The organism is Pseudomonas cedrina subsp. cedrina, assembly GCF_001983175.1.
In the GTDB taxonomy this organism is placed as follows: domain Bacteria; phylum Pseudomonadota; class Gammaproteobacteria; order Pseudomonadales; family Pseudomonadaceae; genus Aquipseudomonas; species Aquipseudomonas cedrina.
In genome coordinates this window covers 79,407-100,713 of record NZ_MNPW01000014.1, presented here as the reverse complement: position 1 = coordinate 100,713, position 21,307 = coordinate 79,407, and the positions used below count along the sequence as shown (strand labels likewise).

General features: G+C 62.7%; 21 protein-coding genes and 2 pseudogenes. 8 read left to right on the top strand and 15 right to left on the bottom strand.

All coding sequences use genetic code 11. The annotated features are described in order from the left end of the window. Positions 1–229: 229 nt before the first annotated feature. The 5 genes from glnT to BLL36_RS25435 all read left to right on the top strand — a co-directional run bounded on the left by glnT (position 230) and on the right by BLL36_RS25435 (position 6,022). Complete coding sequence (gene glnT / locus BLL36_RS25455) at positions 230–1,564, top strand: type III glutamate--ammonia ligase (protein WP_076954364.1); 1,335 nt, start codon at positions 230–232, stop codon at positions 1,562–1,564. 22 nt (positions 1,565–1,586) lie between these two features. Further along, positions 1,587–2,492 (top strand): class II glutamine amidotransferase, encoded by a 906-nt coding sequence (locus tag BLL36_RS25450; protein ID WP_076954363.1) that lies wholly within the window; start codon positions 1,587–1,589, stop codon positions 2,490–2,492. Positions 2,493–2,503: 11 nt separating this feature from the next. Then, the gene (locus BLL36_RS25445; RefSeq protein WP_076954362.1) at positions 2,504–3,178 is read left to right on the top strand and encodes a GltB/FmdC/FwdC-like GXGXG domain-containing protein; all 675 of its coding nucleotides are present in this window, start codon (positions 2,504–2,506) and stop codon (positions 3,176–3,178) included. Positions 3,179–3,193: 15 nt separating this feature from the next. Continuing rightward, a complete protein-coding gene (locus tag BLL36_RS25440) occupies positions 3,194–4,516 on the top strand; it encodes an FMN-binding glutamate synthase family protein (protein ID WP_076954361.1) in 1,323 nt (440 codons plus the stop codon). A gap of 180 nt (positions 4,517–4,696) precedes the next feature. After that, positions 4,697–6,022: an ammonium transporter gene (locus BLL36_RS25435; protein ID WP_076954360.1), complete on the top strand. Its 1,326-nt coding sequence runs from the start codon at positions 4,697–4,699 to the stop codon at positions 6,020–6,022. Positions 6,023–6,221: 199 nt separating this feature from the next. Here BLL36_RS25435 and BLL36_RS25430 read toward each other — a convergent pair whose 3' ends face one another. The 5 genes from BLL36_RS25430 to ribBA all read right to left on the bottom strand — a co-directional run bounded on the left by BLL36_RS25430 (position 6,222) and on the right by ribBA (position 11,483). Beyond that, complete coding sequence (locus BLL36_RS25430) at positions 6,222–7,373, bottom strand: ABC transporter ATP-binding protein (protein WP_076954359.1); 1,152 nt, start codon at positions 7,371–7,373, stop codon at positions 6,222–6,224. Between the two features lie 17 nt (positions 7,374–7,390). Then, the gene (locus BLL36_RS25425) at positions 7,391–8,200 is read right to left on the bottom strand and encodes an ABC transporter permease (RefSeq protein ID WP_076954358.1); all 810 of its coding nucleotides are present in this window, start codon (positions 8,198–8,200) and stop codon (positions 7,391–7,393) included. 6 nt (positions 8,201–8,206) lie between these two features. Continuing rightward, positions 8,207–9,136 (bottom strand): ABC transporter permease, encoded by a 930-nt coding sequence (locus tag BLL36_RS25420; protein ID WP_394329501.1) that lies wholly within the window; start codon positions 9,134–9,136, stop codon positions 8,207–8,209. Then, positions 9,121–10,146: an ABC transporter substrate-binding protein gene (locus BLL36_RS25415; protein WP_076954356.1), complete on the bottom strand. Its 1,026-nt coding sequence runs from the start codon at positions 10,144–10,146 to the stop codon at positions 9,121–9,123. The genes BLL36_RS25420 and BLL36_RS25415 overlap by 16 nt, the downstream gene beginning before the upstream one ends. Positions 10,147–10,373: 227 nt before the next feature. After that, on the bottom strand, positions 10,374–11,483 hold the full coding sequence (gene ribBA, locus BLL36_RS25410) for a bifunctional 3,4-dihydroxy-2-butanone-4-phosphate synthase/GTP cyclohydrolase II (protein WP_076954355.1): 1,110 nt from the start codon (positions 11,481–11,483) through the stop codon (positions 10,374–10,376). Between the two features lie 69 nt (positions 11,484–11,552). Here ribBA and BLL36_RS25405 point away from each other — a divergent pair, with 69 nt between their 5' ends. Continuing rightward, positions 11,553–11,846: a DUF1330 domain-containing protein gene (locus BLL36_RS25405; RefSeq protein ID WP_076954354.1), complete on the top strand. Its 294-nt coding sequence runs from the start codon at positions 11,553–11,555 to the stop codon at positions 11,844–11,846. A 173-nt stretch (positions 11,847–12,019) separates the two neighbouring features. On the opposite strand, the gene BLL36_RS25400 is transcribed toward BLL36_RS25405, so the two are convergent. From BLL36_RS25400 to BLL36_RS25360, 10 genes and pseudogenes are all read right to left on the bottom strand, one after another. Continuing rightward, complete coding sequence (locus BLL36_RS25400) at positions 12,020–12,583, bottom strand: NUDIX hydrolase (RefSeq protein WP_076954353.1); 564 nt, start codon at positions 12,581–12,583, stop codon at positions 12,020–12,022. 2 nt (positions 12,584–12,585) lie between these two features. After that, positions 12,586–13,338 carry a GntR family transcriptional regulator gene (locus BLL36_RS25395; protein WP_057721964.1) on the bottom strand — a complete coding sequence of 251 codons (753 nt, stop codon included), beginning with the start codon at positions 13,336–13,338 and terminating at the stop codon, positions 12,586–12,588. 23 nt (positions 13,339–13,361) lie between these two features. Beyond that, positions 13,362–13,751 (bottom strand): carboxymuconolactone decarboxylase family protein, encoded by a 390-nt coding sequence (locus tag BLL36_RS25390; RefSeq protein WP_057721965.1) that lies wholly within the window; start codon positions 13,749–13,751, stop codon positions 13,362–13,364. Between the two features lie 13 nt (positions 13,752–13,764). After that, positions 13,765–14,250 (bottom strand): flavin reductase family protein, encoded by a 486-nt coding sequence (locus BLL36_RS25385; protein ID WP_076954352.1) that lies wholly within the window; start codon positions 14,248–14,250, stop codon positions 13,765–13,767. 12 nt (positions 14,251–14,262) lie between these two features. Further along, a complete protein-coding gene (locus BLL36_RS25380; protein WP_076954351.1) occupies positions 14,263–15,744 on the bottom strand; it encodes an aldehyde dehydrogenase in 1,482 nt (493 codons plus the stop codon). After that, entirely contained in the window at positions 15,741–16,574 is an 834-nt protein-coding gene (locus BLL36_RS25375) for an alpha/beta fold hydrolase (protein ID WP_076954350.1), read from the bottom strand. Before BLL36_RS25375 ends, BLL36_RS25380 begins: the two co-directional genes overlap by 4 nt. 39 nt (positions 16,575–16,613) lie before the next feature. Beyond that, positions 16,614–17,204, bottom strand: coding sequence for an amino acid synthesis family protein (locus tag BLL36_RS25370; RefSeq protein ID WP_076954349.1), 591 nt, complete (start codon positions 17,202–17,204; stop codon positions 16,614–16,616). Between the two features lie 274 nt (positions 17,205–17,478). Then, a pseudogene (locus tag BLL36_RS31795) lies at positions 17,479–18,021 on the bottom strand (methyl-accepting chemotaxis protein); the annotation flags it as partial. A gap of 318 nt (positions 18,022–18,339) precedes the next feature. After that, positions 18,340–19,422, bottom strand: a pseudogene (locus BLL36_RS31790) (HAMP domain-containing protein); the annotation flags it as partial. Positions 19,423–19,566: 144 nt separating this feature from the next. Next, a complete protein-coding gene (locus BLL36_RS25360; RefSeq protein WP_076954347.1) occupies positions 19,567–20,457 on the bottom strand; it encodes a bestrophin family protein in 891 nt (296 codons plus the stop codon). 161 nt (positions 20,458–20,618) lie between these two features. Between BLL36_RS25360 and BLL36_RS25355 the strand changes: the two genes are divergently transcribed. Both BLL36_RS25355 and BLL36_RS25350 read left to right on the top strand, forming a co-directional pair. After that, the gene (locus tag BLL36_RS25355; RefSeq protein ID WP_076954443.1) at positions 20,619–20,882 is read left to right on the top strand and encodes a hypothetical protein; all 264 of its coding nucleotides are present in this window, start codon (positions 20,619–20,621) and stop codon (positions 20,880–20,882) included. Beyond that, on the top strand, positions 20,879–21,304 hold the full coding sequence (locus BLL36_RS25350) for a hypothetical protein (RefSeq protein WP_076954346.1): 426 nt from the start codon (positions 20,879–20,881) through the stop codon (positions 21,302–21,304). Before BLL36_RS25355 ends, BLL36_RS25350 begins: the two co-directional genes overlap by 4 nt. The last annotated feature ends 3 nt before the right edge of the window (positions 21,305–21,307 follow it).

Genomic DNA, 21,307 nt, shown 5'->3' with positions numbered 1-21,307 from the left:
AAGTGCAAGGTCTGGCGCTTGAAGGCCGCCCCGCTATACGTATTCCTGCGGGGAAAAGAATTTTCCCATATATACAGCACAAAAGCGCTTTCACCGGCACATCAAACGCTCGCTCGCGAATCTGGCAAGGGTATTGCATTCCTGTAGAGAAACTAACTTTCTTTTTAGGAATAAAAAGACAGGCTAGGCCCACCCACACGGTTTTGCCTTTCGCCAGGAGTGACACGCAATGTTGCCAGCAGAAACCCAGCGCATCATCGACAAGCACGGGATCAAGTACGTGCTTGCGCAGTTTGTGGATATACACGGTGCGGCCAAGACCAAGTCGGTGCCCATCTGCGGGCTCAAGACGGTAGCCGAGGAGGGCGCGGGGTTTGCAGGCTTTGCCATCAGCGGCATGGGCATGGAACCCCACGGGCCGGACTTCATGGCGCGGGGCGACCTGGCCACGCTGACCCCGGTGCCCTGGCAGCCGGGGTACGGGCGCGTGGTGTGCGTCGGCCATGTCGACGGCAAGCCCCATCCCTATGACAGTCGCTACGTGTTGCAGCAACAAGTGCAGCGCCTGCAGGACAAGGGCTGGACGCTCAATACCGGTCTTGAACCCGAATTCAACCTGATGCGCCGCGACGAGCAGGGCAAGTTGCAGTTGGTGGACCCCAGCGACAACCTCGACAAGCCTTGCTACGACTACAAGGGCCTGTCGCGCTCGCGGGTGTTCCTCGAGCGCCTGACCGAAGCCTTGCAGGCCGTGGATTTCGAGGTCTATCAGATTGACCACGAAGACGCCAACGGCCAATTCGAAATCAACTACACCTACAGCGACGCCCTGACCTCGGCCGACCGTTTCACCTTCTTCCGCATGGCCGCCGGCGAGATCGCCAATGACCTGGGCATGATCTGTTCGTTCATGCCCAAGCCCGACCCGAAACGCGCCGGCAACGGCATGCACTTTCACCTGTCGATCAGCAGCTTTGATAACAACAACCTGTTCCATGACGCCGGCGATCCGAGCGGCATGGGCCTGTCGAAACTGGCTTACCACTTCGCGGCCGGGTTGCTCGCCCACGGCCCGGCGCTGTGCGCGTTCGCCGCGCCGACCGTCAACTCCTACAAGCGCCTGGTGGTGGGCAATTCGTTGTCCGGCGCCACCTGGGCCCCGGCGTTCATCGCGTTTGGCGCCAACAACCGTTCGGCGATGGTGCGCGTGCCTTACGGGCGCCTGGAATTTCGCCTGCCGGATGCCGGCTGCAACCCCTATCTGGTCAGCGCCGCGATTATCGCCGCGGGCCTGGACGGCATCGACCGCCAGCTGGAAATCGACCACGTCTGCAACGAAAACCTCTACAGCCTGAGCCTTGAGCAGATCGCCGAGCGCGGGATCAAGACCCTGCCGCAATCGCTCAAGGAAGCCTGCGATGCGCTGGAAGCCGACCCGCTCTTTGCCGAAGTGCTCGGCCCGCAGATCGTGGGCGAGTTCATCAAGCTCAAGCGCATGGAGTGGGTGGAGTACAGCCGCCATGTCAGCGACTGGGAAATCCAGCGCTATACCGAATTTTTCTGACACCGTGTGACGGAGACTTGTTATGTGTGGAATCGTAGGCCTGTACCTGAAAAATCCCCGGCTGGAACCCCAGCTCGGCAAGCTCTTTGAACCCATGCTGCAGGCCATGACCGACCGTGGCCCGGACAGCGCGGGCTTCGCCATCTACGGCGATGAAGTCGCCGATGGCTGGGTCAAGCTGACCCTGCAAGCCACCACCGAAGCCTTCGACTGGAAAGGCTTGATGGGTGAACTGGAAGGGCGCCTCGGCTGCTCGCTGGACTGGTTCCAGAACGCCAGCGCCGCTGTACTTAAAATCCATGCGGCCGAAGCCCCGGTGCGCCTGGTCCTGGCCGAACTGGCGCCGAGCGTGCGCATCATGAGTGCCGGGCAGAGCATCGAGATCCTCAAGGGCATGGGCTTGCCGCAGGAGATTTCCCAGCGTTTCGGCCTGGCGAGCATGCAGGGCAGCCACATCATCGGCCACACCCGCATGGCCACTGAAAGTGCGGTGACCATGGAAGGCAGCCACCCGTTTTCCACCGGTGCCGACCTGTGCCTGGTGCACAACGGCTCGCTCTCGAACCACTTCCGCCTGCGCCAGGAACTCAAGCGCGAAGGCATCCATTTCGAAACCGACAACGACACCGAAGTCGCCGCCGGCTACCTGACCTGGCGCCTGCAGCAGGGCGACTCGCTCAAAGAAGCGCTGGACCATTCGTTGGAAGACCTCGACGGTTTCTTCACCTTCGCTATCGGCACGCGCAATGGCTTTGCGGTGATCCGTGATCCGATTGCCTGCAAGCCGGCGATCCTCGCCGAGACCGACGACTACGTGGCCATGGCTTCCGAGTACCAGGCGCTGTCGAGCCTGCCGGGCATCGAGAACGCACGGATCTGGGAGCCGGCACCGGCCACGTTGTACATCTGGGAACGCCAGTCAGCTTAAGGAGCGCACACATGAAAACCATCGATCTTTCCACTGCCACTGTGCGTGACCTCAACCAGGCGCTGCATGCGCAGGTCATCGACAACGAATGGCGCGTCACCCATTCCAACGGCAAGCACAACCTTGCCGTGGGCGTGAACCAGCCGGTGTCCATCGATATCGAGGGCCACGCCGGCTACTACTGCGCGGGCATGAACCAGCAGGCGTCGATCACCGTGCACGGCAATGTCGGCGTGGGCTGCGCCGAGAACATGATGTCTGGCTCGGTGCGCGTCAAAGGCAGCGCTTCCCAGGCCGCCGGGGCCACGGCCCATGGCGGTTTGCTGGTGATTGAAGGCGACGCGGGCGCCCGCTGCGGGATTTCCATGAAGGGCATCGACATCGTCGTCGGCGGCAGCATCGGCCATATGAGCTGCTTCATGGGCCAGGCCGGGCGCCTGGTGGTGTGCGGCGATGCCGGCGATGCGCTGGGTGATTCGCTGTATGAAACCCATATCTACGTCAAAGGCACGGTGGAGTCCCTGGGCTCGGACTGCGTCGAGAAGGAGATGCGCAGTGAACACTTGCACGAGCTGCAGGAACTGCTCGACCGCGCCGGTTTCGCCCACCAGGCGGCGGACTTCAAGCGCTACGGCTCGGCCCGTCAGCTCTACAACTTCAAAGTCGATAACGCCTCCGCGTACTGATCTAGGAGCTATGCCATGACTGAACAAACCCCTCCGGTCCTGCGCGAGTCGGCCACTTTCGACCGCCTGACCATCCAGGAAATCCAGCGCGCCGCCGAAACCGGCATCTACGACATTCGCGGCGGCGGCACCAAGCGCAAGCTGCCGCACTTCGATGACTTGCTGCTGCTGGGCGCCAGCGTGTCGCGCTATCCGCTGGAAGGCTATCGCGAGAAGTGCGGCACCGATGTGATCCTCGGCAACCGCTTCGCCAAGAAACCGATTCACCTGAAGATCCCGGTGACCATCGCCGGCATGAGCTTCGGTGCGCTGTCGGCCAATGCCAAGGAGGCCCTGGGCCGTGGCGCGACCATCGCCGGTACCAGCACCACCACCGGCGACGGCGGCATGACCCCGGAAGAGCGCGGCCAGTCCCAGCACCTGGTGTATCAGTACCTGCCGTCGCGCTACGGCATGAACCCGGATGACCTGCGCAAGGCCGACGCCATCGAGATCGTCCTCGGCCAGGGCGCCAAGCCCGGCGGTGGCGGCATGTTGCTCGGCATGAAAGTCACCGAACGCGTGGCCGGCATGCGCACGTTGCCGATCGGCGTGGACCAGCGCAGCGCCTGCCGGCATCCGGACTGGACCGGCCCGGATGACCTGGCGATCAAGATTGCCGAGCTGCGTGAGATCACCGATTGGGAAAAACCGATCTACGTGAAAATCGGCGCCAGCCGGCCATATTACGACGTCAAGCTGGCGGTCAAGGCCGGTGCCGATGTGATCGTGCTCGACGGCATGCAAGGCGGTACCGCCGCCACTCAGGAAGTGTTTATCGAACACGTCGGCATACCGATTCTGTCGGCCATCCCGCAAGCGGTACAGGCTTTGCAGGAGATGGGCATGCACCGCAAGGTGCAGTTGATCGTCTCGGGCGGGATTCGTAACGGTGCCGATGTGGCCAAGGCCATGGCGATGGGCGCGGATGCGGTCGCCATCGGCACGGCGGCGCTGATTGCCCTGGGCGATAACCACCCACGGCTGGACGCGGAACTGAAAAAGATCGGCTCGGCCGCCGGCTTCTACGACGACTGGCAGAACGGCCGCGACCCGGCCGGCATCACCACCCAGGACCCGGAGCTGTCCAAGCGCCTCGAACCGGTGGAAGGCGGGCGGCGGTTGGCCAACTACCTGCGGGTGATGGTGCTGGAAGCGCAGACCATGGCCCGTGCGTGCGGCAAGTCGCACCTGCACAACCTCGACCCCGAGGACCTGGTGGCGCTGACGGTGGAATCGGCCGCCATGGCCCGCGTGCCGTTGGCGGGGACCCGTTGGATCCCGGGTTCCGGTTACTAGCGTGCCTCTGTAGTGAGCGGGCTTGCCCCGCGTTGGGGGGCGAAGCCGCCCTTAAACCAACCGTCGCATTTCTACCTCAATGAATGCGGCGGCTTTATTGGGGCGGCTTCGCCACCCAGCGCGGGGCAAGCCCGCTCACTACACCAGGCACTTCCCATTTCTTTTGCAGGAGCTTTGAACATGGTCAATCGTCTTCTTGGCAAATCCCTTTGCGCGTTACTGGCGGCCGGTGCCTTCGCACCCTTGGCCCAGGCCGCCGACGCTCCCACCCTGAACACCGGCAGCACCGCCTGGATGATCACCGCCGCCGTGCTGGTGTTGTTCATGTGTTTGCCGGGGCTCGCGCTGTTCTACGGCGGCCTGGTCCGCGCAAAGAACATGCTGTCGTTGTTCACCCAATGCTTCGGCATCGCCGGGTTGGTGGGCGTGCTGTGGGTGGTCTACGGCTACAGCATGGTGGTCGACACCACCGGCATGGTCGAAGGGCAGGTGACATTCAACAGTTTTGTCGGCGGCTTGAGTCGCGCGTTCCTTGCGGGCATGACCCCGGACAGCCTGGTGGGAGAGATTCCGGAAGGGGTGTTCGTGACCTTCCAGATGACCTTCGCCATCATCACTCCGGCGCTGATCGCCGGCGCCTTTGCCGAGCGCATGAAATTCTCGGCGGCGCTGCTGTTCATGGCCCTGTGGTTCACCCTGGTGTATGCCCCGGTGGCGCATATGGTCTGGGGTGGTTCGGGGGCCTTGATGCATAACTGGGGCGTGCTCGATTTTGCCGGCGGCACCGCCGTGCACATCAATGCCGGTGTGGCCGCGCTCGCCGCCTGCCTGATCCTCGGCAAACGCCGTGGCTACCAGAACACGCCGATGCCTGCGCACAACCTCAGCCTGACCATGGCCGGCGCGGCGATGCTCTGGGTCGGCTGGTTCGGCTTTAATATCGGCTCCGGCGGCGGCCTGAGCGGCACCTCGGGCATCGTCATGCTCAACACTCAGTTGGGCGCCTGCGCCGGGATTCTCGGCTGGATGTTCACCGAATGGTTCAAGGTCGGCAAGCCCAGCGCCCTCGGCCTGGCCAGCGGCGCGTTGGCCGGTCTGGTGGGGATCACCCCGGCATGCGCCTATGTGGGTGTCGGCGGTGCGTTGGCCATCGGTTTGTTGTGCGGGGTGTTCTGCTACCTGAGCGTGACGGTATTGAAGCGCCGCTTCGGCTATGACGACAGCCTCGACGTGTTCGGCCTGCACGGCATCGGCGGCATGATCGGCGCGGTGCTCACCGGCGTGTTCTGCGTACCGTCCATGGGCGGCCTGGTGGAAGGCGTGACCATGGGCGCCCAGGTGGTCGCGCAGATCAAAGGCGTCTTGCTGACCACCGTGTACTGCTTCGTGATCAGCTGGATCATCCTCAAGGTAGTCAATGCACTGGTCGGCTTGCGTGCCCATGAATCGGTGGAAGACATGGGACTCGACCTCGCCGAGCACAACGAGCGGGCCTACAACCACTGATCCTTTCCCCTGAGTAAACGCAGCTCAAAATGTGGGAGGGGGCTTGCCCTCGATGGCGGCCTGTCAGTTAGCTTGTCTGTAGCTGACCCACCGCTATCGGGGGCAAGCCCCCTCCCACATTCGATTTGCGTTGTTTTTGAGCAGATAAGCAATCGTCATTGGCCGCCACAATCCGGCGCTGTGGCGGCCCAAGGGTGACTCAATGCGCCCCGGCGGCCTTGTTCAGATCACTCTCCGCCCACTGCGTATACACACACGCATCCGCCGTCGCCCAGCGTACGCGCACCGGGTCACCGGTTTTCAGCGGCATGCCGGCCGCCGAGAGCGCCTTGACCGTCATCGACGTACCGCTCAGGGTCTTCACCGCGCACGTCTGGCTCTCGCCCAGAAACAACACCTCCCCGACAATCGCCGAGACCTCATTCCAGCCCGCCGCCAACGGTTGCTCGGCGGCCTGTTCGACGCTCAGCGCCAGGGCCTTTTCCGGGCGCACCATCAGCAATACATCCTGCTCGGTGCGCAGCCCGCTGGTCAGGCGGATCGACAGCGACTTGCCTTCGAACGCCGCCGCCGCATTGCCCTGGGCCTTGAGCTTGAGGAAGTTGGAGTTGCCGAGGAACGAGGCGACAAACGCGTTCGGCGGGTTCTGGTACAGGTCGAAACCGCTGCCCAGGCCGACAATCTTGCCGTGGCTGAAAATCGCGATGCGCTGGGACAGGCGCATGGCTTCTTCCTGGTCGTGGGTCACGTAGACGATGGTGATGCCCAGGCGCCGGTGCAATTGGCGCAGTTCGTCCTGCAGGTCTTCACGCAGCTTCTTGTCGAGAGCGCCCAGGGGTTCGTCCATCAGCAGGATTCGCGGCTCGTACACCAGCGCGCGGGCGATGGCGACGCGTTGTTGCTGGCCGCCGGAAAGCTGCGAAGGGCGGCGATGCGCAAATTGCTCAAGCTGTACCAGCTTGAGCATGGCGTCGACGCGTTTCTCGCGTTCGGCGCTGGCCAGTTTGCGGATGGCCAGGGGAAAGGCGATGTTGTCGCGCACCGACAAGTGCGGGAACAGCGAGTAGCGTTGGAACACCATGCCGATGTCGCGCTTGTGCGGCGGCACGTTGACCAGGGATTGCCCGCTCACCAGGATCTCGCCGCTGCTCGGCGTTTCAAAGCCGGCGAGCATCGACAGGGTGGTGCTCTTGCCCGAGCCGCTGGAGCCGAGGAAGGTGAGGAACTCGCCGTCCTGGATGTCCAGGGAGATATTGTCCACGGCGGCAAAGTCGCCGTAGTACTTGTTCAGGTTGCGCAGGCTGACCAGGGGTTGGCCCGGGTTGCGCACATCTTGGATCACTGCACTCATGTTCTGCTCCTGGGCGCTTAGGCGCTGGTTTCAGTGCGCCGACGAATGGCGGCGGCAATCACCATGACCAGCACCGAGAGGCCGATCAGCAACGTCGAGGCGACGGCGATCACAGGCGTCAGGTCCTGGCGCAGGGTGGTCCACATTTTGACGGGAAGGGTTTGCAGGGTCGGGCTGGCCATCATCACGCTGAGCACCACTTCGTCCCACGAGACAAGAAACGCGAACAGCGCACCGGCCACCATGCCTGGGCGAATCGCCGGGAAGGTCACCTTGAACACCGCCTGCAAGCGCGAGGCGCCGCAGATCACCGCGGCGTCTTCAATCGACTGGTCGAACAGCTTCAGCGAGTTGATGATCGAGATGATGGTGAACGGCAGCGCGACAATCACATGGCTGACCACAAAGGCGAACATCGTGCCGGTGTAGCCGAGCTTGAGGAACAGCGCGTACACCGCCACGGCGATGATCACCAGCGGCACGATCATCGGCAGGGTGAACAGGCCGTAGAGCAGCTCGCGGCCGGGGAAGCGCCCGCGCACCAGGGCAAAGGCCGTCGGCAGCCCCAGCGCGACGGCGAAGAACGTGGTCAGCACCGCCACCTTGAGGCTGGCCATCGCCGCGTTCATCCAGTCGGGGTTGGAGAAGAACTGGCCGTACCATTTCAGCGTCCAGCCGGGTGGCGGGAACACCAGCCATTGCGACGAGCCGAACGACAGCAGCACGATAAACACGATCGGCAAGAGCAGGAACAGGCCAATCAAACCGGTGGTGGTGTAGAGGCCCAGGCGCATCCTGCGGCTCATGGCGTTGGGGGTCAGGAGCATGACGGCTTACCTCGCGTTGCTGGCGCCAACCGGGGGTTCCGGCTGGAGCTTCAGGTAGAAGTAGAACAGCACCAGCGTGATGAAAATCAGCAACGCCGCACCGGCACTGGCCAGGCCCCAATTGAGGAATGATTGCACCTGCTGAATGATGAACTCGGGCAGCATCATGTTCTGCGCACCGCCCAGCAGGGCCGGGGTGACGTAGTAACCGAGGGACATCACGAACACCATCAACCCACCGGAAAACAACCCCGGCCGGCACAGCGGCAGGAACACCCGGAAGAAGTTGGTCCAAGGGCTGGCGCCACAGATGGAACCGGCCTGCAGGATCATCGGGTCGATGGCCTGCATGGTCGCCTGCAGCGGCAACACGATGAACGGAATCATGATGTAGCTCATGCCGATCACCACGCCGGTGAGGTTATGCACCATTTCCAGCGGTTGATCGATGATGCCCATGGCCATCAGCGCCTTGTTGATCACTCCCGAGGCTTGCAGCAATACCAGCCAGGAATAGGTGCGGGCGAGCAGGCTGGTCCACATCGACAACAGCACGATATTCAGGATCCAGCGGCCCCAGCCGCGGGGCACCAGGGTAATCGCCCAGGCCAGCGGAAAGCCCAGCAGCAGGCTGAACAGCGTCACCAGGCCGGCCACCGAAAAGGTATTGAGCAGCACCCGCGCATACGCCGAGTTGGCGAACAGCTGTTCGTAGTTGCCCAGGCCCGGCACCGGCTCCAGCACGCCGCGCAGCAGCAGGCCGATCAGCGGCGCCAGGAAGAACAAGCCGAGGAACAGCAACGCCGGGATCAGGTTGCTCGACCCGCGCCAACGCTGCGCCAGGGACGGCGTCCCGGCCTTGGCGCCAACTGTACCGCAGGCGCCGAGGGCGCCTCCGGTCGGCGTGGTTGCCGTCATTTTCATTTGACTAGCCATTCATTCCACCGTGTCGCAATGGCCGGACCGTTCTTGGCCCAGTAGGCGAAATCGAGGGTGATCTGATCCTTTGCGTAGGCCGTCGGCAGGTTGGGCGCCAGGACCGAATCCAGGCGCTGCACGCTGTCGATGTTCACCGGCGCGTAGGCGGTCAGGTTGGAGAAATCCGCCTGGCCCTTGGCGCTGCTGGCATTGGCCAGGAACTTCATCGCGGCGGCTTTGTTTTTCGAGCCTTTAGGCACCACGAGAATGTCGGCCATCACCAGGTTCTGCTTCCAGCTCACGCCCACCGGTGCGCCGTCTTCCTGCAAGGCGTGGATGCGGCCGTTCCAGAACTGGCCCATGCTGACTTCACCGGAGGCCAGCAACTGTTGCGACTGCGCGCCGCCGCCCCACCAGACGATGTCTTTCTTGATGGTGTCGAGTTTTTTGAAGGCGCGGTCCAGGTCCAGGGGGTAGAGCTTGTCGGCTGCAACACCGTCGGCCAGCAGCGCCAGTTCCAGCACGCCTGGGCTTGGCCATTTATAGAGGGCGCGTTTGCCGGGGTAGGTCTTGGTATCGAACAAGGCGCTCCAGTCCTGCGGTTTGCCGGCGCCGAGCTTGCCTTCGTTATAGCCGAGCACGAAGGAGAAGAAGAACGAACCGACGCCATGGTCGGAGACGAAACGCGGGTCGATCTTGTCGCGCTGGATCACCGAGAAATCGAGGGGCTCGAGCAGGCCTTCGGCGGCGGCGCGCAGGGCGAAGTCGGCTTCGACATCCACCACGTCCCACTGCACGTTGCCGCTTTCGACCATGGCCTTGAGTTTGCCGTAGTCGGTTGGGCCATCCTGGACCACGGTGATGCCGCTGGCCTTGCTGAAAGGATCGGCCCACGCCTGCTTCTGCGCATCCTGGGTGCTGCCGCCCCAGCTGACGAAATTGACGCTTTCGGCTGCCATGGCCGCGTGGCTGGCCGTCGCCAGCAAGCCCGCGAACAGCACCGCAGTTGCACGTTTGTTCAACACCATTTTCACGCCCTCATTTGTTTTGTTATTGAGCGGGCTTGGTAATGCCCGCCTATCGGGAGCAGTAGGTCTATCGGCGCCTCTAATCGAGGCCCCTAAAGGCGACCGTGCCAAGGGCTGTTGTTGGTGCTTTCCCTGACGGGCGCACTTGGCGAAAGCGTTCGGTCTATGGAATATCATATTATGGTATTCCAAGCTTTGTGCAAGCATTTTGCCTTACCGGTTATCCGTCATTCGGTAAACGCAATGCTCTCGACCACCTCCAGGTCGTAGCCGGTCAGCCCGGCGTATTTAAGGGGCGGCCCGAGGTGACGCAGCTTGCCGACGCCCAGGTCTTGCAATATCTGCGCCCCGGTGCCGACTTCCGAATAAATCCGCGACTGCGACCGGTTGAACTGACGCGGCGCCTGGGTCAACTGCGGTACGCGTTCCAGCAATGCCTGGGACGATTCATGGTTGGCCAGCACCACCACCACGCCGCTGCCTTCTGCCGCCACGCGTTGCAGGGCGGCCCACAAGGTCCAGTTGGAAGGCCCGCTGTAGTCGGCACCGACCAGGTCGCGCAGTGGGTCGATCACATGCACACGCACCAGCGCCGGTTCATCGCGGCGCAGCTGGCCCATGACCATGGCCATGTGCACGCCGCCGTCGATGCGGTCTTCAAAGGTGATCAGGCGGAAGGTGCCGTGCACCGTGGGCAGGTCGCGCTCGCCGATGCGCACCACGGTGCGTTCGGTGCTGAGGCGGTAGTGGATCAGGTCGGCGATGGTGCCGATCTTGATCCCGTGCTTGTGGGCAAAGGCTTCCAGCTCGGGGCGGCGGGCCATGGTGCCGTCGTCGTTCATCACTTCGACGATCACCGAGGCCGGTGTGTGCCCGGCCAGGCGCGCCAGGTCGCAACCGGCTTCGGTGTGGCCGGCGCGGGTCAGTACGCCGCCATCCTTGGCGCGCAGCGGGAAGATATGCCCCGGCTGCACGATGTCGGCGGGGCCGGCGTTGATGTCGACGGCCGCCGCCACGGTGCGTGCGCGGTCGGCCGCGGAGATGCCGGTGGTCACGCCGGTGGCCGCTTCGATAGACACGGTAAACGCTGTGCTGAACACGCTGCCGTTGCTGGGCACCATCTGTTCCAGGCCCAGGCGTTGGCAGTGTTCGTCGGTGAGCGTCAGGCAGATCAGGCCGCGGGCTTCGCGGGCCATGAAACTGATAGTCTCGGCGGTGCAGCACGCCGCGGGCAGCAACAGGTCGCCTTCGTTTTCCCGGTCTTCGTCGTCCACCAGCAACACCATCTTGCCCTGGCGGTAGTCTTCGATGATGTCTGCGATGCTGTTGAAGGGCATAGGAAATGCTCATATTGTTGGTCGTATGTATTATGGTATACCACAAAACTCAAACAAGAGGATGTCAGGATGAAGGCTTACTGGATTGCCCATGTCGATGTGGCGGATGCCGAGCAATACACGCAGTACACGAGCCGTGCGCCAGCGGCGTTCGCCAAGTTTGGCGGGCGCTTTCTGGCCAGGGGCGGGCGCAGTGAGGCGCTGGAAGGTGGGCCGGCGCGGCAGCGCAACGTGGTGATTGAGTTTGATAGTTATGAGCAGGCGGTGGCGTGCTATGAGTCTGTGGAGTATCAAGCGGCAAAGGCGCAACGGGAAGGCGTGGCGCAGGCGCAGATAATTATCGTGGAAGGGCTGGCGCCTTAGATCAAGATCAAAGGCAGGTTGGATGAATTGCGCCGATCTGCTTTTCTGTGGGAGCTGGCTTGCCTGCGATGACATCAACTCGGTGTGCCTGATCTACCGAGGTGCCTGAATCGCAGGCAAGCCAGCTCCCACAAAAGCCAGTCAGCACAGGTTGAACCACATTCGGGCCGGGCTCAGCGCATGAAGTGAATCTTGCCGCTGTCATCATTCCCCATGTACATGCCATACACCCCCGCCTGGCGTTCCTCGATGTAACGTTCGAGGATCTGCCGGATCGCCGGGTAGTAGATGCTGTCCCAGGGGATGTCCTCGGGGGCGAAGAAGGTGTAGGCCAGGGTTTCCGGCCCGAACTGGCCGGTGATCTCCAGCGCGATGGCGCGGAAGATGATGTACACCTCGCTGATTCTGGGCACGCTGAAGATCGAGTAGGGCGACACGATCTCGGCGCGCACGCCGCTTTCTTCCCAGACTTCGCGCAACGCCGCTTCTTCGGTGGTTTCGCCACCTTCCATGAAGCCGGCCGGCAGCGTCCAGGTACCGGGGCGCGGGGGGATTGCGCGCTGGCACAGCAGGTATTTGCCGTCCTGCTCGATGATGCAGCCGGCGATGATCTTGGGGTTGATGTAGTGGATGTAGCCGCAGCCCCGGCACATCAGGCGCTCGTGGGTGTCGCCCGGTGGCAGCTGGTGACCGAGGTCACGGCCGCCGCAGGTCGGGCAGAAGCTGGGGCTGGGCATGGTCAGTGACCTATGCGTGGTTCTTTGAGCGCGATGGGCAGGGTTATCTCGGGGAGCTTGCCGGTTTCTTCCTGTTTGCGCTTGAGGTAATCCAGGGCCACGGCGGCCGCTGCACGCACGTGGTCGACGCAGGCCTGGTGGGCGGCGAGGGGGTCACCGCTCTTGATCGCCTGGACCATGCGTTCCATTTCCTGGTTGCTGGCGCCACGCCGGTTCTGCTGGGACACCGAGGTCGCGCGCAGGTAGCTGATACGCGCCTGCAACTGGCGCAACTGGGTGGCGGCCACGTGGTTGCCGCAGCCTTCGAGCAACACATCGTAGAAGCCCTGCACGGAGTCGATCACTTGCTGCAGTTCGCCTTCCTTGAGGGCCTTGCGGTTTTCCTCGAGGGCTTTTTCCAGGGCTTTGATGTCCTTGGCCTTGGCGCGCAGGGTGAACAGTTGCACGATCAAGCCTTCGAGCACGCAGCGCAGTTCATAGATATCGACGGCATCGGCCAGGGTGATGATTGCCACCTGCGGGCCTTTGGCATCGGCGAATTCCACCAGGCCTTCGGACTCCAGGTGGCGCAACGCTTCGCGCACCGACGTGCGGCTGACGCCGAGGCGGTCGCACAGGTCGCGCTCCACCAGGCGGTCACCGGGCAGCAGCTGGAAATTCATGATGGCGCTGCGCAGTTTCTCCAGCACGATTTCGCGCAGGGTGACCGGGTTGTGATTGACCTTGAAGCTGTCGTCGAGGGGCGCGCGTTTCATGGGGTCTGCTCTGAATGTAGCGGTTAACTGGAGGCCTCGGCATCGGCTTCGGCGAAGGCTTCACGGGCCAGCCGGAAGCTGTCCACGGCAGCGGGAACCCCGCAATAAATGCCGACCTGAAGCAGAATTTCGCGTATTTGTTCACGACTCAGCCCGTTGCGCAAGGCGCCGCGCACGTGCAGCTTGAGTTCGTGAGGCCGATTGAGGGCCGAAATCATTGCCAAGTTTATCATGCTGCGTTCTTTAAGCGACAAACCCTCCCGGCCCCACACATGGCCCCAGCAGTACTCGGTGACCATGTCCTGCAGCGGCCGAGTGAAGTCGTCGGCGTTGTCGATTGAACGCTGTACGTAGGCTTCACCCAGGACTTGCGTACGAATTTTCAGGCCCTGTTCATATTTTTCGTTGCTCATGCTTCAGCGCTCCTCAGGCCAGGGTCGGCAGCGGGCCCAGCTTGCCCTTGTGGTAAATCATCGGCGTGACCGGCTGCGCGGGCAGGATCAGGTTCTTCACCGCGCCGACTATGATCGCGTGGTCGCCACCGTCGTACTCGCGCCACAACTCGCACTCGATGATGGCCGTGGCGTTGGCCAGCAGCGGGTTGCCCAAGTCGCTGAGGTGCCACTCGATGCCCTTGGCCTTTTCCTTGCCTTTACTGGCGAAGGCATAGGCTTCGGCGGTCTGGCCGGCGGACAGCAAGTGAATCGCGAAGCGCTTGCTGTCGCGCAGGATCGGGTAGGTGTCCGACGCGTAGTTGGGGCAGAACAGCACCAGGGCCGGGTCGATCGACAGCGCACTGAATGCGCTGGCGGTGATGCCGACGATGCCGCCGTCCGGGTCGAGGGTGGTGACCACCGTCACGCCCGAAGGGAACGAGCTCATGACGTCTTTGTAAATGCCGGGTTCGATCATGGTTGTGGACTCTTAACGCATCACAAAGGGATCAGGCATGGGCGCCTGGGACAGGTTGATCCACACCGTCTTCAGTTCGGTGTAGGCCAGCACCGAATCGATGCCGCTTTCGCGCCCGTAGCCGCTGTTCTTGAAGCCGCCGATGGGCGCCATGGCCGAGACGGCGCGGTAGGTGTTGACCCAGATGATCCCCGAACGCACGTCCCGGGCCAGTCGATGGGCGCGGCCCAGGTCGCGGGTCCAGATGCCGGCGGCGAGGCCGAACTGCGAGTCGTTGGCGATCGCCAATGCCTGGGCTTCGTCCTTGAAACGGATCACCGAAGCCACCGGGCCGAACACTTCTTCCTGCATGATTTTCATCGAGTTGGTGTCGCACTCGAACAACGTCGGCTCATAGAACCAGCCTGCACCGAGGTTCTGCGGGCGCTTGCCGCCGGTGCGCAGGCGCGCGCCTTCGGCGATGGCGTCCGCGACCAGGCCTTCGACCACCGCCAGTTGCTGGGCGGTGGCCATGGGGCCCATTTCGCTGGCATCGTCCAGAGGGTTGCCGATGCGGATGCGCTGGGCACGTGCCACCAGGCGCTCGACGAACTCGTCGTAGATTTCCTCCTGCACCAGCAGGCGCGAACCGGACACGCAGCTCTGGCCGGAAGCCGCATAGATACCGGCGATAGCACCGTTGATGGCGCTGTCGAGGTCGGCGTCGGCAAAAATGATATTCGGTGACTTACCGCCCAGCTCCAGCGACAGCTTGGCGAAGTTCTCCGCGCTGCTGCGCACCACATGCCGTGCGGTAGCCGCGCCGCCGGTGAAGGCGATCTTGCGCACCAGCGGGTGGCGGGTGAGGGCGGCGCCGGTACCCGGACCGTAGCCGGTCACCACATTGACCACGCCCGGCGGAATCCCGGCTTCGAGGGCCAGGCGCGCCAGTTCCAGGATGGTTGCCGAGGCGTGTTCCGAGGGTTTGATCACGATGGTATTGCCCGCCGCGAGCGCCGGCGCGAGCTTGATCGCGGTCAGGTACAGCGGGCTGTTCCATGGAATGATCGCGGCCACCACGCCCATGGCTTCGTGCACGGTGTAGGCGAACAGGTCCGGTTTGTCCAGCGGCAGGGTGCCGCCTTCGAGCTTGTCGGCCAGGCCTGCGGTGTAGTGGAAGAACTCCGGCAGGTAGCTGACCTGGCCGCGGGTCTCGCGGATCAGCTTGCCGTTGTCGCGGCTTTCCAGCTGCGCCAGTTGCTCGGTGTTCTGGGCGATCAAATCGCCCAGGCGGCGCAGTAACTTGCCCCGTGCGGTGGCGCTGAGGCCACGCCAGGCCGGGCTTTCGAAAGCCGTTTGCGCGGCCTGCACGGCGCGGTCCACGTCGGCTTCATCGGCATCGGGCAGTTGCGCCCAGGGTTCGGCCAGGGCCGGGTTGAGGCTGTCGAAGGTCTTGCCGGACAGGGCATCGACCCATTCACCGCCGATGCACATCTGGAAGCGTGCGAGTGTCATGCAACGATCCCCTTTATTGGAGTGTTTTGGGCGTACACATTGGCCAGGAACCCCAGCAGCAGGCTATTGACCAGGCGCGGTGACTCCACCGGCATCATATGCCGCTGCTCGGCCAGCACCGCAACCGTGGCGCCGGGAATGCGGTCGGCCAGTTGCCGGGCCATTTCCGGCGTCGAGCCGGGGTCCAGTTCGCCGGTGGCGACCAGGGTGGGCGCGCGCAGCCCCTTGAGGTCATCGGCGCGGTACATGTCCTGGGTCGCAAACAGCTCGTAGGTGGTGAGGTAGCCCTGGGGATCATTGCCCGCCAGGGTCTGGCGCAGCGCGGCGATCTGCGCCGGGTTGGCCGCCTGGTATTCACGGCTGAACCAGCGCGACAGCGCCGCTTCCGCATTCGCATCCGGCCCGTGCTCGGCGGCCTGGGCGGTGCGCGCGATCACGCCGGCACGCTGCTCGGGGCTGCGGTTGAACACACTGTTAAGCACCACGAGGCTTTTGAGACGGTCGGGGTAATGCAGGGCGAACGCCCGTGCCACCAGGCCGCCCATGGAAAACCCGATCACCGTGGCCTGGGGCAGTTGCAGGTGGTCGAGCAGTTCCAGCAACTGGTCCGCATAGCCGAGCAACGGCGTGCCGGCGGCCGGACGCGGGCTGGCGCCATGGCCAAGCATGTCATAGGTGATCACGTGGTAGTGGGAGGCCAGGCCAACGACTTGCCCGCCCCACATTTCTTTGTTCAGGCCCACGCCGTGGATCAAAACCACAGGCTGGCCTTGGCCGGTCGCCAGATAACTGGTGCCGGCCGGGGTGCGTTCAGCGGTGAGCCGAATCATGGAGCGCTCCTGCATGCTTTTTGTTATGGCCGGTGTTGCTTACTGGGCTTTTTCAGCCGCCAGCTCTTCCAGGTCGATGTAACGGTTGCCGATCCGTGGGTGCAGGCGACCGCCATCGGCGCAGCCCAGCACGACGACGATTTCGTCAGCGCGCGGCGCGTCTTCGATCTGCATTTCCAGGGTGATGTAGTGCGAGCGCAGGCCTTCGTCGTCCTTGTGCATCATCGGGATCTGGATCGAGGTGCCCGGGCCGCCGCGCTTGTTGGTGAAGCTCAGGTAGCTCTTGGCCTTGACCGCTTCACGGTAGTGGTTGCCGAAGCGCAGGGTATGGATGATCGCGCTCGCGTGTTCGATCTCGCCATCGGCACCCACCACGGCCGCTTTGCCGTAGGCCTCGATGTTCTCGGCGCCACCGATGATGCCCACCAGGCGCTCGACCATGAGTGCGCCGAGGTCGGAGCAGTTGGCGCGGATCTCCGGCTTCAGGTCGTCGACGAAACCACGACCCAGCCAGGGGTTTTTCAGCACCACGGCCAGGCCGACCATTTTCACGGGCGTGTCGGAGGCTTTGCCGCCCTCGATAAAGGTCTCTTCTACATAACTGACGATCTTGCGGATTTCGAAACTCATGGGCTGCTCCGTCTAAGTGAGGGTCTGCGTATGATGGTATACCATAATACGAGAAGCGCAATAGCTGTAGGAGCGAGCTTGCTCGCGAAGATCTCACAAGCGCCGCGTTTATCCTGAATACACGCGTTATCGTTGAAGTTTTTCGCGAGCAAGCTCGCTCCTACAGAGACTCCATCTGATCGCTCGCAACAGATATAGGGGCAAATGCCTAAGAGGGTGAAGGGGCGCGGCGATCAGGCGGTGAAAGGCTCACCGCCTGCTTTGGGAGGGAGAGTCAGTACTTGAAGCGGCCCACCAGGCCCTTGAGTTGGCCGGAAATATCCGTCAACCGACCTGAGCCGGTCTGCGCCGTGTGGGCAAACTCTTCGACCAGTTGCGCATCGGCATGGATCTGCGCGATGTGCCGGTTGATCTCTTCGGCCACCTGATGCTGTTCTTCGGCGGCCGTGGCGATCTGGGTGTTCTGGTCGCGGATCGAGTCCACCGAGCCGCGGATCTTGTCGAAGCTGTCGCGGGCCTGCTGGATGCGTTCCACGCTGGTGTGCGACACCAGCAGGCTGCCTTGCATTTGCTGCGTGACTTCCTGGGTGCGACGGGCGAGGTTGCCGAGCAGGCTGTCGATTTCGCCCGTGGAGTCGGCGGTACGCCGGGCCAGGGCGCGGACTTCGTCGGCGACCACCGCGAAGCCACGGCCTTGGTCACCGGCGCGTGCGGCTTCGATGGCAGCGTTGAGCGCCAGCAGGTTGGTCTGTTCGGCAATCGAACGGATGGTGTCGAGGATGGTGTTGATGTTTTTGCTGTCTTGCTCCAACTGCTGCATGGTCTGGGTTGAACGCTGCAGGTCTTCGCTGAGCTTGAGCACGCTGCCGGTGGCTTCGCCGATATGCTGTTGGCCGTCGTGTACGTCGCGGTAGCCTTCGTCGGCACTGACGGCGGCGGCGCTGCAGGAACGCGCGACTTCGTTGGCGGTGGCCACCATTTCATTGAACGCGGTGCTCACCAGCTCCACGGCTTCGCGTTGACGGCCGGCGGCCTGGTTCATGTTGTGAGCCACCTCGCTGGTGTCGGCAGCGGCGGTCTGCAGGTCGGAGGAGGCGTTACCGATGCGCTGCACCAGTTGGGCGATCATGCCCAGGAACTGGTTGAACCAGCCGGCCAGGCTGGCGGTTTCGTCCTTGCCTTGCACCTTGAGCTGGCGGGTCAGGTCGCCTTCACCTTCGGCAATTTCTTGCAGGCCGTCGGCCACGCCGCGAATCGGGCGCACGATCATGCTGGCGAAACTGGCGCCGACAATGGCGAACACCACAGCCAATGCGGCGGCGATGGCAGCGATCAACCAGGTCAGGCTGGTGGCGCCGGCCATCACTTCATCGCGCTTGATCAGCCCGATAAAGCGCCAGCCCAGGTCTTTGGAACTGACCACGTTGGCCATGTAGGCGACGCCGTCGATGTCGATCTGGGTGACGCCGTCACCGCCCTTGGCCAGTTCAGCGTAGTTCGGGCCCAGGTCGGCCAGGGGCTTGAAGTTGTGCTTGGCATCGCTGGGGTCCACCAGCACGTTGCCGTTGCCTTCCACCAGCATCAAGTAGCCGCTGTCGCCGAGCTTGATGTTGCGCACCAGTTCGGTGAGCTGCTTGAGCGACACGTCCAGGCCGACCACGCCGAGAATGTTGCCGGTGGCGTCGGCGACGGTGTGCACGGTGCCGATCAGCACCACATCGTCGGGCGCCCAGTAATAGGCGCCGGTACGCACGGTGCTGCCCGGCGCGGCGATGGCGGCCTTGTACCAAGGGCGCACGCGGGGGTCGTAATTGTTCAGTTTGGTGTCGTCAGGCCAACTGGCGTAGCCGCCATCGGCGAGGCCCAGGGACAGGTAAGCGGTGCTCGGATGGCTTTTGGCGAACTGGTCAAAAATCGCCAGCAGCTCTTTGTTGGTCGGGGTCAGCGGGATTTGCGCCGCGTCGGCGCCGGCGTAGCTCTTGAGGTCCTTGGCCGCGACAACGCGCGGGTCCTTGGCCACGAAGTCGACGTTCTGGCTGATGCCGTCGAAGAATTGCTTCATGCCATTGTCGATCTGGCGGATCTCGCGGCCGCTGCTGTCGAGGAAATTGGCCAGGGCCCCCTCGCGTAGATTCAACACGACCAGCACGGCCACCAGAATGACCGGCACGCACGCGATGGCGGCAAACGCCCAGGTCAGCTTTTGCTTGATATTCATGACTTCACCCGCGGGTATTTATAATTTTGGCAAGGGGGAAACAGTAGCGTCGAGCGTCGCATGTGTTGTTTTGAGGGGGGTTGGCCCATGCGTACCCTTTGTATATCGACTGCGGGAGTACGCACTTGAGGACCGGAGGGGTATTTAGCCGATGCGTTCGCCACCCAGCGCGTCGCGCTGCATCGACTGCAGGTTTTTCTCGATGGTTTCGCAGATGGTTTCCATCTGGATCTGGTGCTCACTGGAGCTGAACGGGCTTTGCAGGTCGGTGCCGATGCGTTCGATGGCCAGCAGCATGAAGCCCACCACCGTCGAGGCCAACGGGGTGAACCAGCCCAGCGATTCCACCAGGCCCACCGGCACGATCAGGCAGAACAGCGAGATAAACAGGCGCGGGAAATACACGTAGGGGTAGGGCAGGGGCGTGTTGGCGATGCGCTCCATGCCGCCCTGAGCGTTGGACAAGTCCACCAGGGTCGACTCCAGCCGCGCCAGGCGGATGCTGTCCAGGTGACCGGTTTTGTATTCCTTGGCCAGCAAGGCGGCGGAGCCGGTGAGAATATCGTTGGCAAAGTTATTGGTCGCGCCATTGCGGGCAAATTCTTCGGCGGGGATAAACGCACGCACTTCCTCAGGACACGGCTCGCCCTTGAGGTGCGCGGCCAGGCAATTCACATAGGCGACATGGCGGCGCAACAGGGTGGCCTTGACCGGGTTCACCTCGCCGTCGGGGTCGTCCAGCAGGGTCAGGACCTGGCGCGCAAAGCTGCGCGAATTATTCACCATCGCGCCCCACAGGGTGCGGGCTTCCCACCAGCGATTGTAGGCGCTGCTGTTACGAAAACTGATCAGCACCACCAGCGCCGAACCCAGCAGCGTCAGGGGCATCAGCGGCAAATTGATCTTGGCGGTGAGAAACAGCATGAAGTCCACGGTGACGGCGACGTCCCACAGCAACAGCCAGAACAGCGCCCAGCCCACGTAGCCCATGGTCTTGATGATCAAACGGTATTTTTTGATGATGGCGGCTTTCAAACGAGGACCTCGCGCGAGCGGTAAGCAACAGTGCCTTAGCTCGGACGCCAGTGAATGGGGAAGGTTCGCCGTGGGCCTGAATCGTTTAAGTGGCGTGCGCGTAGGTTGAGAGGGGTGGGGAGCGCCATGCTATGCTCTGGATGCCAATTGAGGGATTTGCGATGACTAAAACCGCCAATGTCAGTATTGCCAGCCAAGTGCGCAGCATGGCTGAGGCTCATCATGTTACCGCCGAGCGTGACGGCATAAGTCGAATGGCCGCTGCGATTACGAGTCTGGCTGGCGATGTAGTCGAGTTGGACGGTGTGGAGCAGTTGCTGGTTAATCTGAAGAGGAAGGGCATTCTGAGCAAATCGGAAACCCTGGCGCTTCAGGGCAGTTATCTCCAGGAGAAGCGCCGCGCGAAGAAGAAACTCAGCGCATGAGTTTTGATCCGTTCGGCGACTTTGAGACCGCCGGATATCTTCAAAATGCACTGCAGCTCAAAGATCCAGTGGAGGTCAAAGAGTCCGAGCATCTTTCGTTTGAACTGAGCATGGAAGATGCCCTCGTCTATCTCGCCAAGAAGAAACCTATCGATTACGCCTGCGTACTCAAGGTGCACGAGATATTGTTTTCTGATTTTTATCCCTGGGCGGGCAAAGCTCGAACTGAGCTTGTGCCGCATCTTGCCGTTTTCAAAGGCTCTCAAGACGATGAGTGGCCGGCAATGATAGGTGGGATCAAGGGTTTGGATGGGCTCGATAAGGAAGGTATTACCTACGAGAGTCTGGACAATCCTGAGATTCAGCAGATTTACAACAGTTACAGGACACGGGTGTTCGGTGCCACCCGGCCCGCAAAGTAGGCG

What these genes read in the sequence shown, in the direction of transcription:
- BLL36_RS25415 (WP_076954356.1), bottom strand. Translation starts at nt 10,146, where the DNA reads ATGGTGTTGAACAAACGTGCAACTGCGGTGCTGTTCGCGGGCTTGCTG.
- glnT (WP_076954364.1), top strand. Translation starts at nt 230, where the DNA reads ATGTTGCCAGCAGAAACCCAGCGCATCATCGACAAGCACGGGATCAAG.
- BLL36_RS25390 (WP_057721965.1), bottom strand. Translation starts at nt 13,751, where the DNA reads ATGAGCAACGAAAAATATGAACAGGGCCTGAAAATTCGTACGCAAGTC.
- BLL36_RS25405 (WP_076954354.1), top strand. Translation starts at nt 11,553, where the DNA reads ATGAAGGCTTACTGGATTGCCCATGTCGATGTGGCGGATGCCGAGCAA.
- ribBA (WP_076954355.1), bottom strand. Translation starts at nt 11,483, where the DNA reads ATGCCCTTCAACAGCATCGCAGACATCATCGAAGACTACCGCCAGGGC.
- BLL36_RS25350 (WP_076954346.1), top strand. Translation starts at nt 20,879, where the DNA reads ATGAGTTTTGATCCGTTCGGCGACTTTGAGACCGCCGGATATCTTCAA.
- BLL36_RS25450 (WP_076954363.1), top strand. Translation starts at nt 1,587, where the DNA reads ATGTGTGGAATCGTAGGCCTGTACCTGAAAAATCCCCGGCTGGAACCC.
- BLL36_RS25420 (WP_394329501.1), bottom strand. Translation starts at nt 9,136, where the DNA reads ATGGCTAGTCAAATGAAAATGACGGCAACCACGCCGACCGGAGGCGCC.
- BLL36_RS25370 (WP_076954349.1), bottom strand. Translation starts at nt 17,204, where the DNA reads ATGAGTTTCGAAATCCGCAAGATCGTCAGTTATGTAGAAGAGACCTTT.
- BLL36_RS25445 (WP_076954362.1), top strand. Translation starts at nt 2,504, where the DNA reads ATGAAAACCATCGATCTTTCCACTGCCACTGTGCGTGACCTCAACCAG.
- BLL36_RS25395 (WP_057721964.1), bottom strand. Translation starts at nt 13,338, where the DNA reads ATGAAACGCGCGCCCCTCGACGACAGCTTCAAGGTCAATCACAACCCG.
- BLL36_RS25355 (WP_076954443.1), top strand. Translation starts at nt 20,619, where the DNA reads ATGACTAAAACCGCCAATGTCAGTATTGCCAGCCAAGTGCGCAGCATG.
- BLL36_RS25430 (WP_076954359.1), bottom strand. Translation starts at nt 7,373, where the DNA reads ATGAGTGCAGTGATCCAAGATGTGCGCAACCCGGGCCAACCCCTGGTC.
- BLL36_RS25435 (WP_076954360.1), top strand. Translation starts at nt 4,697, where the DNA reads ATGGTCAATCGTCTTCTTGGCAAATCCCTTTGCGCGTTACTGGCGGCC.
- BLL36_RS25400 (WP_076954353.1), bottom strand. Translation starts at nt 12,583, where the DNA reads ATGCCCAGCCCCAGCTTCTGCCCGACCTGCGGCGGCCGTGACCTCGGT.
- BLL36_RS25380 (WP_076954351.1), bottom strand. Translation starts at nt 15,744, where the DNA reads ATGACACTCGCACGCTTCCAGATGTGCATCGGCGGTGAATGGGTCGAT.
- BLL36_RS25375 (WP_076954350.1), bottom strand. Translation starts at nt 16,574, where the DNA reads ATGATTCGGCTCACCGCTGAACGCACCCCGGCCGGCACCAGTTATCTG.
- BLL36_RS25440 (WP_076954361.1), top strand. Translation starts at nt 3,194, where the DNA reads ATGACTGAACAAACCCCTCCGGTCCTGCGCGAGTCGGCCACTTTCGAC.
- BLL36_RS25425 (WP_076954358.1), bottom strand. Translation starts at nt 8,200, where the DNA reads ATGCTCCTGACCCCCAACGCCATGAGCCGCAGGATGCGCCTGGGCCTC.
- BLL36_RS25385 (WP_076954352.1), bottom strand. Translation starts at nt 14,250, where the DNA reads ATGATCGAACCCGGCATTTACAAAGACGTCATGAGCTCGTTCCCTTCG.